This is a genomic window from Devosia alba, assembly GCF_039938915.1.
Taxonomy (GTDB): Bacteria; Pseudomonadota; Alphaproteobacteria; order Rhizobiales; family Devosiaceae; genus Devosia; species Devosia alba.
This window is the reverse complement of record NZ_JBDUUI010000019.1, coordinates 1-14,801: the sequence shown is the minus strand read 5'-3', so window position 1 is coordinate 14,801 and position 14,801 is coordinate 1. Positions and strand designations below refer to the sequence as shown.

The window sequence follows — 14,801 nt, the reverse complement described above, 5'->3', positions numbered from 1 at the left end:
GGACCATCTTGAAAAATCCGATAGGCATCATCTCCATGCAGTTCGTGCGCCCCTTCACCGGGGCCCATCTCAACGTGCTGCAAACCATCAAGGCGATCGGTTTCGATTTCATCGAACTACTGGTGCCTGAACCTGAAGATAATCTGGATTCCACTGCGCTCAGGGATGCTCTGGCCGAGGCCGGTCTGGACATCGTTCTGGCGGCACGCGTCAACACGCAGCGCTCGATCTCGTCTGACGATCCGGCCGCCCGTCAGGGCGGACTGGACTATCTCGAGCATTGCGTTGAAATGGCGGACGCCATTGGCGCGAAGATCACCGGCGGTCCGCTCTATGGCGAGCCGATGGTGTTCGCTGGCCGTCCGCCCTTGCCGCGCCGCGCCGATGAAATGAAGGCCCGCGCCGACCGGATGATTGAAGGCCTGTCGCGCGTGGCGTCCAAGGCGCGTGCCGCCGGGCAGGTCTTCGCGCTCGAGCCGCTCAACCGGTTCGAAACCGATATGCTCAACACGACGATTCAGGGCATTGCCGTGATCGATGCGGTCAACGATGCCGGTCTTGGCTTGATGCTCGATACCTTCCACATGAACATGGAAGACCAATCCATCCCCGACGCCATTCGTCTGGCCGGCAAGCGCACCGTGCATTTCCAGGCCAACGAAAACCATCGCGGCTTTCCCGGCACCGGCAATATGGATTGGCCAGCCATCATGCGCGCGCTGTCGCAGATAAACTACCAGGGCCCGGTATCGCTTGAACCCTTCCGCCGCGATGATCAGCGGCTGGCCTTGCCCATCGCCCATTGGCGCGCCCCGGCCGAGGACGAGACCGAAAAACTGAAATCCGGTCGGGCGCTGATCCGCGCTGCGCTGGACTTTGCGGAGTTTGCCCAATGACCTTGAATATCGGCTGGATCGGCTGCGGACGACACGCCACGCAGATGCTGCTGCCCCAACTGGGCCTCGCGGGGTTCCGGATCGCCGCGCTGTGCGACCGGGAAGAGAGCGCGCTTGCCGCAACAGCGGCCCAATATGGTGTGGCTGCAACCTACACCGACTGGCAGAAAATGCTCGATCAGCCCGGGATCGACGTGATTGGCATGGCCGTTGGCCCGCAGGTCCACTACGCCGCCACGATGGCCGCCCTAGAACGCGGCCTGCCGGTATTCATGGAAAAGCCCCCCGGCGGCAGTCACGCTGATGCCCTTGCACTGCAGCAGGCCTCTGAAAAGGCGGGCATACCCGTCTACGTCGGCTTCATGAAACGCTATTCCACGGGTAACCGGATCGCTGCCAATATCCTGCGTGGTGACGAGTTCGGGCCGATTTTGGGCATAACGGGCAGCTACATGACCGCCCCAACCTACTTTGTCGGTGAGGTCGACTACACCGGGTTCTATCTGCATCACTGCGTGCACTACATGGACCTGATGCCGTGGCTGGCCGATAGCTCGATTGCCGAAATGACGGTGCGCCGCAACGTGCTGGCGCGGGGACGGATCCTGTTCCACATGGGCTTTGCCTGCGACAACGGCGTGATCGGCAATGTGGTGATGGGCACGGTGCAATCGCGCGGCACCCCGATGGAACAGATCACGGTGATGGGCGATAACAATCGGATTGAAGTCGCCAACGTCGTCAATGTCGCCTGGCATCGCGACCCACCCTTTAAGGCAGAGGACCCGGCTGCGACTCTCAGCAGCGCCAGAGATACGCTGAGCTGGACGCCCAATTTCACCGCCGCCGCCAATGAGGACCACAAAGGATATGCCGCGCTGATCGCCGACGTGGCCAAGGGCCTGACAGGTCAACTAACTGCGGCACCGACCATTCGTGACGGTGTGGCTGCCATGGCAAACTTGGAGCGCATGGTGGCGTTGCTCGAAGTCAAAGCCTGATTGGCGAATTCGGCCGTCTTTGGGTTTCCAGACATGAGTTGAGGTCGGCCCAACGGCGCAAACCTGCGGCCAAAGCTGTTTGCATTTTCGCATCAACACTTTCCGAACGTGAGCGGCATTGACGGCTTTGCACCTATGATAGCCACATCCGTTCCACCGTGAGCGAGTGACGGCTCTTGGAAACCAGCAAAGGCGGTCGCAAAGATCGATATAGGGCGCAGTAGTCATCATAAAACTCGACGGCGCGCCTGACCTGACATTGCATCGGAAAGTCCATATTGGACTGCCTGAGGAGGGCGTGCATTTGTTTGATGCGTCGGGCAGATCGCTGCGGGAGGCAGTCCCAGTTTCGGTCGGGGGGGGCTGAAGCATGCCTTTGCCCGTGCTGCTGCCGCACCGTGGTGCGAAGTTGCCGGTCGCTGCGGGCAGGGTCGTCAACGCGCGAAGGCCCTTACCCGAACTGGTGCTGCACTGACCCGCTAGGCAGAATGGCGCATCTGGCGCACAGCAGGCCGCCGCTTCAAACAGAGCTTCACGTATTGGGCCGCTAGTTTGGCGAGCCAACTCCTGTGGCTCGGCCAGGACTTGGTCAGCCCTGCCACCGTCCAGTCTTTCGCTGACCCATCATCGGCCTCAGAGCATGGCAAGCGCTCCGCGCATCCAGGTTCCTCACCGGATTGGCTCAGAACGGTATTTTCGGGGTGAAGGTCGGACTGTGGGCAGAAAAGTGCAGCCTACGGTTTCAATTCTGACCGCGCGTTTGATTTCGACACTGCCGCAACAACTGGAAAATAAGTTGCGATTGACACTCGCTTTGCTTTCGCATTAACTCAAAATGCGCTCGAAACGACTGGAACCAGCACTTGAGCAGCAGGGAGGGCCAATGTTCAAACTCACCAATGGTGAGGGAGCTGCGCCACGGCTCATTAGCGGCAGGTTGCCGACGGTGCTACGGCTAGGCCCGACTGTCCAAGGCCTTTTTGCGCACCCGATTGCGCAAGGGGTTCTTCAAAGGTCCGGCACTGCCCGTCCGAGACGATATTGTTGGCCGAGCGCGATTGATTCAGTCGTCAAGTCGCCAAGACGGGCGTATGGTTTGCCCGGTCGGCCCCTCGCCACGCGTCTTGAGCGCAATATCGGCCTTCGTGCCAACGCCATGTTGGGTGTTGCGGTACGTGATCGTGACCTGGCCCAGCATTCTTGCGTCGACTTTTATCAACCACAAGTGCGTACCCCGGCTGCTCAGCGGCGGCCCCCGATTTGTACAGCTATCCTGCAGCGCGGCACCAAGCCCCGCTTGCCTGGCACCACAGTAAAAACTGCCGAATGCAACAGATTTCCCGCAACGCCTGGCGCCGCGCGCGCCACGCTGCCAGCTACAAAGGATCTGCAGCTTGCTCGAACTTGACGGCATTACCAGGGTGGTGGGCGCACACATCCATATTAGCGATGTGTCGCTCAAGCTTGAGCGCGGCACGCTCAATGTGCTGCTCGGGCCCACGCTTTCGGGCAAGACCAGTCTGATGCGCCTGATGGCAGGCCTCGACAAGCCAACTCACGGGCGCCTGACCTTTGACGGCGTGGACGTGACGGGCGTGCCGCCGCAGAAGCGCGATATCGCCATGGTGTTCCAGCAGTTCATCAACTACCCCACTATGACGGTCTACGAGAACATTGCCTCCCCGATGCGGGTGGCCGGTGCCGATCGCAAGACCATCGATGACGCGGTGCAGAACGCTGCCGAACTGATGAAGCTGACGCCCTATCTGCAGCGCACGCCGCTTAACCTGTCGGGCGGACAGCAGCAGCGCTGTGCGCTGGCCCGCGCCATCGTCAAGAATGCCGGCCTGGTGCTGCTCGACGAGCCGCTCGCCAATCTCGACTACAAATTGCGCGAAGAACTGCGCGCCGAACTACCCCGCATTTTCGCCGAAGCTGGTACCATCTTCGTCTACGCCACAACCGAGCCGTCAGAGGCGCTGCTGCTGGGCGGCAATACGGCAACCCTGTCTGAGGGGCGCATTACCCAGTTCGGCAAGACTATCGACGTGTTCCGCCAGCCGCGTGATCTGATTACAGCGCAGACCTTTTCCGATCCACCGCTCAACACTATTGCCATGCGCAAGATGGGCACTTCGTTCCAGATTGAGGGCGGCTTTGATTTTACCGTGCCGCCACACTTCGGTTCGATCGCCGACGGTGCCTACGTCATCGGCTTTCAGCCACATCACCTGTCACTGACCCGCGCTAGCGCCCCATCCGCGGCCATCAAGGCGACCGTGACGGCTATGGAGATCACCGGCTCGGAGAGCTTTGTGCATCTGCGCTACGCCGATGCACGCTGGGTCATGCTGACGCCGGGCGTCCATGATTTCGACGTCGACGCGCAGATCGAGGTCTTCCTTGATCCCCAATTGTTGCTGGTGTTCGACAGCCAAGGCCGCTCCGTCACTAATGCCCGCCCAGGCGCGGCACAGGAGGCACTTCATGGCACGAATTGATCTCGACCATATCCGCCACTCCTATCTGTCCAGCCCCAAAACCGACGCCGACTTCGCGCTCAAGGAAGTCCATCACCAGTGGGATGATGGCGGCGCCTATGCTTTGCTCGGCCCCTCGGGCTGCGGCAAGACCACGCTGCTCAATATCATTTCGGGCCTGGTGCATCCCTCGCGCGGCCGCATCCTGTTTGATGGCAAGGATGTGACGGCGCTAACGCCCGAGCAGCGCAATATCGCGCAGGTGTTTCAGTTCCCGGTGATCTACGACACCATGACAGTGTTCGACAATCTGGCATTTCCCCTGCGCAATCGCCGGTTTGCCGAGGACGAGGTCAAGCGCAAGGTAACAGAGACCCTTGAGATGATCGATCTGTCCGACCTGGCCGACAAAAAGGCGCGCGGGCTGACGGCCGATCAGAAGCAGAAGATCTCGCTGGGTCGCGGTCTGGTGCGGTCCGACGTCAATGCCATTCTGTTTGACGAACCCCTCACCGTCATCGACCCACATATGAAGTGGGTGTTGCGCAGCCAGCTCAAGCAATTGCACAAGCGCTTTGGCCACACCATGGTCTATGTCACTCATGACCAGACCGAGGCGCTGACCTTCGCCGACAAGGTGATGGTTATGTATGAGGGCGAGATCGTACAGATCGGCACGCCGTCGGAGCTCTTCGAGCGCCCCAGCCACACCTTTGTCGGCTATTTTATCGGCTCGCCCGGCATGAATGTGTTTCCGGTGGCGCTGGACGGCGACACCGCTCGTCTGGGTAGCCAGACCATCGATCTGCCCGGCTCTGTCACCACCGAAAAGGGCGCCAAGACCGAGCTCGGCGTACGGCCTGAATATGTTCAGCTCGGGCGAGCGGGGTTGCCCATCACCATTCACGCCGTTGAGGACATTGGCCGCCACAAGATCGTGCGGGCGCGCCTTGAGGGGCTCGATCTGGCCGCCATCGTGCCCGAGCACGGCGAGATCCCGGCCGATCCACACATCACCTTCGATCCGAAGGGCATCAATATCTACGCCAATTCCTGGCGCCAAGACCTGAGGGGCTGACCATGGACAGAAACTGGAACAACAAGGCCTGGTTTCTAGTGCTGCCGATGCTGGTGCTGGTGGCGTTCTCGGCCATCATTCCGCTGATGACGGTGGTCAATTATTCGGTGCAGGACACTTTCGGCAACAACCAGTTTTTCTGGGCCGGCCTGGAGTGGTTCGAAGAGGTGCTGCACTCGAATCGCTTCTGGCAGGCGCTGGGTCGCAATCTGATCTTTTCCGGCATAATCCTGGCCATCGAAGTGCCATTGGGCATTCTGATCGCGCTCAACATGCCCAAAAAGGGCGTGGGCGTCGCAGTCTGTCTGGTGCTGATGTCGCTGCCGCTGCTGATCCCGTGGAACGTGGTCGGCACCATCTGGCAGGTATTCGGTCGCGTCGATATCGGTCTATTGGGCTATGCCCTGGCGAGCCTGGGTATCGACTATAACTATGTGCAGGATCCCTTCGACGCCTGGGTCACCGTGGTGCTGATGGATGTCTGGCACTGGACGAGCCTGGTTGTGCTGCTGTGCTACGCCGGATTGGTGTCGATCCCCGATGCCTATTACCAGGCCGCCAAGATTGATGGCGCCTCGCGCTGGTCGGTGTTCCGGTTCATCCAGCTTCCTAAAATGCAGCGCGTGCTGCTGATCGCCGTGCTGCTGCGCTTCATGGATTCGTTCATGATCTACACCGAGCCTTTCGTGGTGACCGGCGGTGGCCCCGGCAATTCGACGACCTTCCTGTCCATCGATCTGGTCAAGATTGCCATTGGCCAGTTTGATCTGGGCCCCGCTGCTGCAATGTCGCTGATCTACTTCCTGATCGTTCTGCTGATGAGCTGGGTCTTCTACACCGTGATGACCAATCTAGGGCAAGGGGACCAGCGATGAGCAATCCCGCAATGGACGCGTCCATCAGGCCGGCCGCTTCTGGCCCAGCGCCGGCGCAGCAGAACTATTCAGTGGGCACTGGGGTTGTCAGCCGCCGCCCCCGCACGTTCGGCTTTTCCTGGCTGATCCCCACCATCTACATTCTGTTTTTGCTGCTGCCGATCTACTGGCTGGTCAATATGAGCTTCAAGACCAATCAGGAAATCACAGCCTCCTTCTCGCTGTTTCCCAAAGCGTTCACCTGGCACAACTATAGGTTGATCTTCACCGATCCATCCTGGTATTCGGGCTACATCAATTCGATCATCTATGTGGCGCTCAATACCGTCATTTCGCTGCTGGTGGCGCTGCCTGCCGCCTATGCTTTTTCACGCTACCGGTTCCTCGGCGACAAGCACCTCTTCTTCTGGTTGCTGACCAATCGCATGGCACCACCGGCGGTGTTCGCACTACCCTTTTTCCAGCTCTATTCCTCTTTCGGGCTGATCGACACCCATATCGCGGTGGCCTTGGCGCACTGCCTGTTCAATGTGCCGCTGGCGGTGTGGATCCTTGAAGGCTTTATGTCCGGCGTGCCCAAGGAAATCGACGAAACCGCCTATATCGACGGCTACTCATTCCCGCGATTCTTCATCAAGATCTTCATGCCGCTGATCGCTTCTGGCATCGGCGTGGTGGCCTTCTTCTGTTTCATGTTCTCCTGGGTCGAACTGCTACTGGCCCGCACCCTGACCACCACGGACGCCAAGCCGATTTCAGCGATCATGACGCGAACCGTGTCAGCCTCGGGCATGGATTGGGGCGTGCTCGCAGCAGCCGGGGTGCTCACCATTATTCCGGGCGCGCTGGTGATCTATTTCGTGCGCAACTACATCGCCAAGGGCTTTGCCCTCGGGCGGGTTTAGGAGGAGAGGATGGACTTCTCATGGATGGCGTGGACCTGGCCGACGGCCTTGTTCTTCCTCACCATTCTGGCGCTGCTGGCCGGCATGGCGATCTGGGAATATCGCGTTCCCGGTGGCAGTCCACGCATCGGCATACTCAGGTTCGAAACAACGCGCGGCGACCGTCTGTTCGTATCGCTGCTCGGCAGTGCATTTATCAATCTCGCATGGCTCGGCCTGGTTGGGCCCGAACTGTGGTGGAGTCTCGTCCTGTCGGTGGTCTACGCAATTTGCGTGTTCCGCTTTGTCTAGGCGAGAGGATGGGGGGCGGCTCAAGGCAGCCGCTTTCAGACGGAAACCAAACGACTAGGGAGGACTGAAATGCGACTGAATTTTCTGACATCGACTGCAACACTCGCCCTGCTGTTGGCGGGGACCCCGGCCTATGCCGGCATGGAGGAGGCAAAAACCTTCCTCGATACGGAAGTTGGCGAAATGTCGACGCTGTCCCGCGCCGAGCAGGAAGCTGAAATGCAGTGGTTCATCGACGCCTCTGCTCCATTCGCCGGCATGGAAGTCAAGGTTGCCTCGGAAACCCTGACCACACATGAATACGAGTCCAAGGTACTGGCGCAGGCGTTCTTTGACATCACCGGCATCAAGGTCACGCACGACCTGATTGGTGAAGGCGACGTCGTCGAAAAACTGCAGACCCAGATGCAGTCCGGCGAAAATATCTACGACGCCTATATCAATGACAGCGACCTGATCGGCACCCATTGGCGCTACCAGCAGGTTCGCAATCTGACGGACTGGATGGCGGGCGAAGGCGCTGCCGTCACCAATCCGGGGCTGGACCTGGGCGATTTCATTGGCTCCTCCTTCACCACCGCGCCCGATGGCAAGCTCTACCAGTTGCCCGATCAGCAGTTCGCCAACCTCTACTGGTTCCGCGCTGACTGGTTCGCCAATGAAGCCAACAAGGCCGAGTTCAAGGACAAATACGGCTATGATCTAGGTGTGCCCGTAAATTGGTCTGCCTATGAGGACATTGCCGAATTCTTCACCGGCCGTGAAATCGATGGCGTCACAGTCTATGGTCACATGGACTATGGAAAAAAGGACCCATCTTTGGGCTGGCGCTTCACCGATGCCTGGCTCTCCATGGCCGGGAACGGCGACAAAGGCATTCCCAATGGTCTGCCAGTCGACGAATGGGGCATCAAGGTCAACGACAAGTCGCAGCCGGTTGGCTCATGTGTGGCCCGCGGTGGTGACACCAACGGCCCGGCCGCAGTCTACTCAATCCAGAAATATCTCGACTGGCTCAAAGCCTATGCACCGCCGGCCGCTCAGGGCATGACCTTCTCGGAATCGGGTCCGGTTCCGGCCCAGGGCGAGATTGCCCAGCAGATATTCATGTACACCACCTTCACCGCCGACATGGTCAAGGACGGTCTACCGGTCATGAACGAGGACGGCACGCCAAAATGGCGTTTTGCCCCCTCGCCCCATGGCGTCTACTGGAAGGACGGCATGAAACTGGGCTATCAGGACGTGGGTTCCTGGACGTTGATGAAGTCGACCCCGGTCGACCGCGCTTCGGCGGCCTGGCTCTACGCCCAGTTCGTCACCTCCAAGACGGTTGACGTCAAGAAGAGCCATGTGGGCCTGACCTTTGCTCGCGAAAGCACGATCCGCGACCAAAGCTTCACCGATCGCGCGCCCAAGCTGGGTGGTCTGGTCGAGTTCTATCGCTCGCCAGCCCGCATTCAGTGGTCGCCCACCGGCACCAATGTTCCCGACTATCCAAAGCTGGCGCAGCTCTGGTGGCAGGCCATTGGTGATGCGGCAGCCGGTGCCAAGACCCCGCAGGAAGCCATGGACTCGCTCTGTGAAGAGCAGGAGAAGGTGATGGCGCGCTTGGAACGCGCCGGCGTTCAGGGTGAGTTTGGGCCTGTTCTGGCTGAAGAACACGACCTAGCCTATTGGAACGCCGACGCGGTTGCCAATGGCAATCTGGCGCCCCAGCTGCCCATTGCTGACGAAAAAGAGCAGGGCGTGACAGTCAATTATGACGAGCTGATCAAGAGCTGGGCTGACGCCCAGAAGTAAGCCTTCCTCTCCCCCAACAGAGGCTGACGCCGGACCAGGATCTCCTGGCCCGGCGCCTTATTGTGTCAATTTGGCCGGGCTCCAAAGCCTAAGATGCGAAGCCCCCAAAAGGCAACAACCGGTGCTTCTCTGGGACACTGAGGTGGACCCAGAAAGTCGGATCGGACGCTAAACTCGTCCCGACGACAAGGAAGGAGTTAGATGAGGTTGCCGCGGAAACGATATTCGGCTGATTTCAAGGCCAAGGTCACACGCTTCCGACAAGATTAGGGCCGCCGGCGTCCACTATGCCGACCCAGTCACGGCCGCGATCGAGGCGTCCGTCGTTTAGGCATCCGCTTGGGTGATGGGGTGGACGCCCCCCGACGGCATCGATGTGCCAAAGTGGAGGTGTTGAACACACCACTTGAGGAGGCGCCCATGTCGGAAGTTACCACAATCGGTCTGGATATCGCGAAGAACGTTTTCCACGCGCACGGCGCGGATGCGGGCGGTCGAACGCTGTTCAACCGGAAGATCAGCCGCACAAAGTTGCTGGAGTTCTTCGCTCGGCAACCACGGTGCCTGGCGGCGTTGGAAGCCTGCGGAGGTGCGCACCACTGGGGGCGTGAACTCACGCAGATGGGTCACGAAGTGAAGCTGATCCCGCCTGCCTATGTGACGCCCTTTGTGAAGCGGAACAAGAACGATGCGGTCGATGCCGAGGCAATCTGCGAGGCGGCGCAGCGCCCGAACATGCGGTTCGTGGCGATCAAGAGCGAGGAACAGCAGGCCCCGGCCCTGGTATTCAGAACCCGCGATCTGTTGGTGCGGCAGCGCGCCCAGTTGATCAATGCGATCCGCGGTCACCTGACTGAGTACGGCTTGAGCCCGAGCTCGTGACCATCATCACCAAGTCGGTGCGGCAGGGCAAAATCACCAGCCTGCGCACCCTGCATAAACTGCTCGACGCGGCTGCAGCCGCGTCCGCGCGCTCCATCCTCAACTGAGTTTTCTTCAATAATTGCAAAAAACACAAAAAAGGACGCTTCTCTCATGACTGACAACACCAATATCGTTGGAAGACTGTCCAAGAGGACGAGACAAATTTAGCCTGCGAAACTGTCCGTGATAATACTTCAAAGGTCACATAAGGTTCATCAGGAACATCTGAAAGACCTAAAGAGGCCACCATGAACCACAGTGAAAATAGTTTCATTGATAGAACGACGCCAAGACCATGTGGCTACGTCAATACCCCGGAAATTGCAAGATTTGCTGGCTTGCATCCGACAACATTAGTCAAGTGGCGCAACCGCAGAGTGGGTCCACCTTTTACACGGCTGGGCCGAAAAGTTCTTTACAGCCTTGAAGCCTTCGATGTCTGGCTTCGGGATAGCGAACAGAAGCCCCTGACTAAATAGTGCACCCCGGTGCAACAGGTGCTCCGTCTCGGGGCCTCATCTCGGCAGCAACAATGAAAACTCCATTCTCCGCGCAGTTCCAACTCGAGACCACCACGATGGCACGAGCAACCCTGCGAGACCTTCTTCGCGAAGGGTTCGGTTTACATGGTCGGCGCTTTCAGCCAGCACTTCAGCCTCGAGGAACGCGCGCAGCTTCCGGTCCTTCTCCTTGATAGAGGCGATCGCGCGCGCTTCGGTTGCGGTGGGACTCATGTGTTTGCTCTCTGCTCCATCGACCAGCGCACACGCTCGTTGAGAAACGCGGCAAAGGGTCCGACATCTTCGCCGACGCTCGCGGCTTCAAGGGCCGCCATGTAGGCCCCGCGGTCTTCCACCCGAACAATGGTCCAAGCATAGCCGCCCGAGGCGAGCATCGCATTCATCAGGAAGCGCGCCATGCGTCCGTTGCCGTCGGGATAGGGATGAATGTAGCCGAACAGCCAGTGGCCCAGCACGGCGCGCACCCCCGGCTCGGGTTCCTGATCCAGGAGTCCGAACAGTGTTTCCATAGCGTCGGGAACGGCCTCCCAGCGCGGTGGCACGTGCCGCGAGCCACGGATGTAGACGGGGAGATTGCGGTAGCCGGCGAGCGTCCCTGGGCGAAGGAGGCCCGCGGCCACGGAGGGCTGGAACAGTTCACGGTACCAGGTGCTGTGCTGACCACGGGCTTGCGCTCCAGCCGGCGCGCCGGCGATGATGGCGGTGATGCTGTCCTTGATGGTCTGAAAGGCTTGCCAGTAACCGCGCGCCGCGAGTGCGTCGCGGTTCTTCCGGTCATCGTCATTGTCCGGCGGGTTCCACGCCCCTTGGCGGACGCGGTCGATCAGCGCGGGCGTGACGCTGTAGCCTTCGATCGACAGCGAGTGGTAGGCGTCGTTCTGGTAGATATCGTCGACGAACTTGAGATAGCCGTCGCGGTCGTTGGGCAGACCCGGCGGTGGAAGGAAGATTTCAGCGACAGTGGCGCGTTGGGTTTCCCAGATCGCCTGCAGGCGTCCAACGACCGGCGGGATGCCCGGTATGATCGCGGGGATGCGCTGCTGCGAGGCGAACGGATCGTTCTCGCGGACGTCATAGCCGGCGGCTTTCATGGTGGCGACGATGTCATCGGCAACGCTCTTCCGGCCGACACGCCGGAAGGCGCCGGCGAGGCGCCCGGCGACGGCGGTATGACCGCCGTCGAGGAGGCGGCTGAGGATGGCGGAAGCATTCCTAATCGCCGCGAGCGCGACTTGCGCTTCGACTGGCGCGCGCTGGAAGAAGGCCTCCGGCACTTTGATGAGGGCGGCGTCAGGCGTGTAGAGGCGCAAGCCCTGGCGTTCGGCGAGGTCTGCGGCGGGCGGTATGTCCTTCTGCCGGAGATCGTAGAGCGACGTCCCGAACGGCAGCTGCTGCGTGTTGTTTGTCCCCTTGGGGCTGTAGATGACAACCTGCGCGGGGATGGCCGTGGCTTCGGCATGCAGCAGCAGAGACTGCTCGGGCGACAGATTCCAGTCGGCGCCGAACCTCCCGCCGCAATAGGCGGCGCAGAATTCCCAGAAGGATGCGTACCAGGGGGTGGTATCGCCGTTCTCAGCCTGCGGGCCCGTCGACATGAGCCAGCCCTTGATGATCTCCCGCAGGAATCCGTTCTGGACCAGACGCTCGCGGTCGAGGCGCTTCAGTTCCCCGGACGCGAATACGCGCCGCCCGCTCTGCTGGAGGGCTCTCAGGGCGTCGAGGGAGTCGGCGAGCTTCTCGTGCGGTGTAGCCATGGTCGTGCTCTTGCAAGGCTTTTATGTCGTGCACTTACACGTGTATTCTGTCGCGTACTTGCAAGTCAATGATGTCGCGCACTTGCAAGTGTTTTCTGTTAACCAACTGATAACATAGACCATTATAGCCGGGGGACATCTCTCTCGACGATACGCTTCCTAGCGGAGCGCGGCCACCGCCGATCATCATGATCATGGTGTCTTTCACAGTGGTGCGGAGAGTATGCCGACGATGATGAGAATGAAGAAGCGATAAGAGGAGGACCTACCAGCACCAGCAGCACAGTCAGGTCCGCTTCGCCACCATCGCGTCAGAAAGGCGGAGAGCAGTCGTACACTTTGACTGGACGACAGTTCGGATAGCACACGCACCGAACTGCAAATCAGCTGCGAGTTCAATAGATTCAAGCCATTTTCTGAAATATCAGTTCAATTGATGCCTTGGGAGCGTGATATCTGGATTAGTTTTCAGAAAGTTCCCAAGCGAGCCACTCCCATGATCATGGGAGAAGGAAAAGCCGAACCCTATAAGCCAACTCGCTTGACGTTGCCCCCAGCTTCTGGGCACCGCCAGCCATGGTGACGGCAGCATTAGCCCAGCGTCCAACCAGACGCCTGTCGCTGACAGCGATCTGGTACGTTGAGCCCACCGGCTTTGGGGCTCAGCCTCACCAGGATAGAATCAAGTCCTGGTGATCCAAACAGTGCTTGGTTCCGGAAGGCCTTGGTCGATAACCCCATTGAGCCCGGAATCGCGTAAGCCGCAGCCCTGCGGATGGTTGTTGCCGCGACATCAATGGCATAGTCGCGGTGAGCTAGCAGGATGCTCACCGTGCCATTCGTTCGGTCAGGGACGAAGCGATCCGCAGCGGCACCCTCTCCTGGTTTGGCCTAGCTGTGGTCGCGGTCCTCCACCTCGTATTCGCGCCGCGTAGCGATCTCGGTCAGGACTTTTTCGGCAGGCGTTCGCTTGCTGTTGCGCCACTGTGCGAAGGCCATCGCGATACCAAGGGCTGCAACACCCACGGTTAGAAGGACAAGCCAAAAAGTAGGGCCGGATTCCATTGTTGTGCTCCTCTTTCGTTGCCGGGTTAACGACCGATAAACGTCATGGTTTCATCGCCGAGGGGGGGATTGATCTAGGATGCACGACGCCACGAAATACGATCGCAGTCTGGAGGCTGCCTCCGACCTGCGTGGGTGTCCTACGATCACATTGCCAAGGCGAGCGATATCGCGGCGGCAGGAGGGTGCGACTACCCAGATCGACAAGTTCCACGGGAACTTCGCGAACGATGCCACGCTGGTTCTGGCGAAGACCTATTTCAGTCGCCTGTCCTTCGAGGCATCGCTGAACGTAAAGTTCAAGGCCGATGCGTCGGGTTGGCAATCCTGACCGAGGTCAAAATGCTCCGCAATCCAGAAGACTCCCCGCATTAACCTGCGATGGTTTTGAAGCCATTGTGCAACGTCGGGCAGGACTCGCCGTTCACGCGCTAGGGGAAAGGTCCCCATTGTGAGGAGAGAATCAATGTCACCAAGACTTATTGTTGCTTCCGTGAGCGTCCTTGTGCTGGGCCTCGCATCGCCAAGCCTGGCGCAGCCCTTCACGTTGAACGGTGCCGAGGTGCCGTCCGATCAAGTCGAACGACTTCAAGCGCATTGCGACGCCCTTGAGGCAGCGGAGATGGGCTCTTCGGCCGATGCCGGTTCAGCGACAGGCACATCCTCCGGCACCGGCGCAGCGACCGGCGGCGCCGCAGCATCGTCAACTGGCACGACGAGCAGCGCTGCCACAGATACCACCACCGGCTCCGGCACCGATAGCCCTGCAGGTGCAACTTCTGATGCGGCAGGTGCGACTTCCGGTACCACGCAAAGCACCGACGCTGCAGGCACGACAACTGGCGCCGATGCGACAACCGGTACGTCAGCGATGATCGATTTTTCCACGATTGACATGGCTGCAATCGATATCGAAGCCTGCCGTCAGGGCGGATTCCTTGACATGACCGGGGCCGGCACCGGTGCCGATGCCGGCAGCACCACGACCAACGAAACTACAACGAACTAAGGTATAGGGCGCCCCTCGGGGCGCCCTCTCGCTCTGTACGTCACCGCTATCTCGCCGGACGCAGGATGCGCACGCGGACCGTCGCGCCAAATGGCCCGACAGCAGAGTTTTCACCGTATCTGCTGCCGAACGGGGACCGCGTGGTGTTGATTGCCACTGAGATCTGACCCTCTGAGGGCGTAAATTTTCACTGAGATTT

At 59.8% G+C, this 14,801-nt stretch carries 14 protein-coding genes and 1 pseudogene; 12 read left to right on the top strand and 3 right to left on the bottom strand.

Annotated features, from left to right (window positions below):
• Window positions 1-8 precede the first annotated feature (8 nt).
• From ABFY71_RS17545 to ABFY71_RS19345, 10 genes and pseudogenes are all read left to right on the top strand, one after another.
• Window positions 9-896: a sugar phosphate isomerase/epimerase family protein gene (locus ABFY71_RS17545; RefSeq protein WP_347947183.1), complete on the top strand. Its 888-nt coding sequence runs from the start codon at window positions 9-11 to the stop codon at window positions 894-896.
• Window positions 893-1,897, top strand: a complete 1,005-nt coding sequence (locus ABFY71_RS17540; RefSeq protein ID WP_347947182.1) for a Gfo/Idh/MocA family protein — start codon at window positions 893-895, stop codon at window positions 1,895-1,897. The genes ABFY71_RS17545 and ABFY71_RS17540 overlap by 4 nt, the downstream gene beginning before the upstream one ends.
• A gap of 1,394 nt (window positions 1,898-3,291) precedes the next feature.
• Entirely contained in the window at window positions 3,292-4,398 is a 1,107-nt protein-coding gene (locus ABFY71_RS17535; protein ID WP_347947181.1) for an ABC transporter ATP-binding protein, read from the top strand.
• Entirely contained in the window at window positions 4,385-5,455 is a 1,071-nt protein-coding gene (locus tag ABFY71_RS17530; protein ID WP_347947180.1) for an ABC transporter ATP-binding protein, read from the top strand. Before ABFY71_RS17535 ends, ABFY71_RS17530 begins: the two co-directional genes overlap by 14 nt.
• Before the next feature lie 2 nt (window positions 5,456-5,457).
• A complete protein-coding gene (locus ABFY71_RS17525) occupies window positions 5,458-6,330 on the top strand; it encodes a carbohydrate ABC transporter permease (protein ID WP_305582733.1) in 873 nt (290 codons plus the stop codon).
• A complete protein-coding gene (locus tag ABFY71_RS17520) occupies window positions 6,327-7,235 on the top strand; it encodes a carbohydrate ABC transporter permease (protein ID WP_371136247.1) in 909 nt (302 codons plus the stop codon). Before ABFY71_RS17525 ends, ABFY71_RS17520 begins: the two co-directional genes overlap by 4 nt.
• A gap of 9 nt (window positions 7,236-7,244) precedes the next feature.
• On the top strand, window positions 7,245-7,526 hold the full coding sequence (locus ABFY71_RS17515) for a DUF2160 domain-containing protein (protein ID WP_305582731.1): 282 nt from the start codon (window positions 7,245-7,247) through the stop codon (window positions 7,524-7,526).
• 69 nt (window positions 7,527-7,595) lie between these two features.
• A complete protein-coding gene (locus ABFY71_RS17510) occupies window positions 7,596-9,329 on the top strand; it encodes an ABC transporter substrate-binding protein (RefSeq protein WP_347947179.1) in 1,734 nt (577 codons plus the stop codon).
• 420 nt (window positions 9,330-9,749) lie between these two features.
• Window positions 9,750-10,193 (top strand): annotated as a pseudogene (locus ABFY71_RS17505) (IS110 family RNA-guided transposase); the annotation flags it as partial.
• 308 nt (window positions 10,194-10,501) lie between these two features.
• The gene (locus ABFY71_RS19345; protein ID WP_371136246.1) at window positions 10,502-10,732 is read left to right on the top strand and encodes a helix-turn-helix domain-containing protein; all 231 of its coding nucleotides are present in this window, start codon (window positions 10,502-10,504) and stop codon (window positions 10,730-10,732) included.
• A 36-nt stretch (window positions 10,733-10,768) separates the two neighbouring features.
• Here the strand turns inward: ABFY71_RS19345 and ABFY71_RS17500 are convergent, their stop codons facing one another.
• From ABFY71_RS17500 to ABFY71_RS17490, 3 genes are all read right to left on the bottom strand, one after another.
• The gene (locus ABFY71_RS17500) at window positions 10,769-10,987 is read right to left on the bottom strand and encodes a hypothetical protein (RefSeq protein ID WP_305582727.1); all 219 of its coding nucleotides are present in this window, start codon (window positions 10,985-10,987) and stop codon (window positions 10,769-10,771) included.
• Window positions 10,984-12,528, bottom strand: coding sequence for a Fic family protein (locus ABFY71_RS17495; protein ID WP_347947178.1), 1,545 nt, complete (start codon window positions 12,526-12,528; stop codon window positions 10,984-10,986). The genes ABFY71_RS17500 and ABFY71_RS17495 overlap by 4 nt, the downstream gene beginning before the upstream one ends.
• A gap of 891 nt (window positions 12,529-13,419) precedes the next feature.
• Window positions 13,420-13,593, bottom strand: coding sequence for a hypothetical protein (locus ABFY71_RS17490; protein WP_305582723.1), 174 nt, complete (start codon window positions 13,591-13,593; stop codon window positions 13,420-13,422).
• 79 nt (window positions 13,594-13,672) lie between these two features.
• Here ABFY71_RS17490 and ABFY71_RS17485 point away from each other — a divergent pair, with 79 nt between their 5' ends.
• Together ABFY71_RS17485 and ABFY71_RS17480 are read left to right on the top strand one after the other, a co-directional pair.
• A complete protein-coding gene (locus tag ABFY71_RS17485; protein ID WP_305582721.1) occupies window positions 13,673-13,924 on the top strand; it encodes a hypothetical protein in 252 nt (83 codons plus the stop codon).
• A gap of 135 nt (window positions 13,925-14,059) precedes the next feature.
• Window positions 14,060-14,602: a hypothetical protein gene (locus ABFY71_RS17480; RefSeq protein WP_305582719.1), complete on the top strand. Its 543-nt coding sequence runs from the start codon at window positions 14,060-14,062 to the stop codon at window positions 14,600-14,602.
• The last annotated feature ends 199 nt before the right edge of the window (window positions 14,603-14,801 follow it).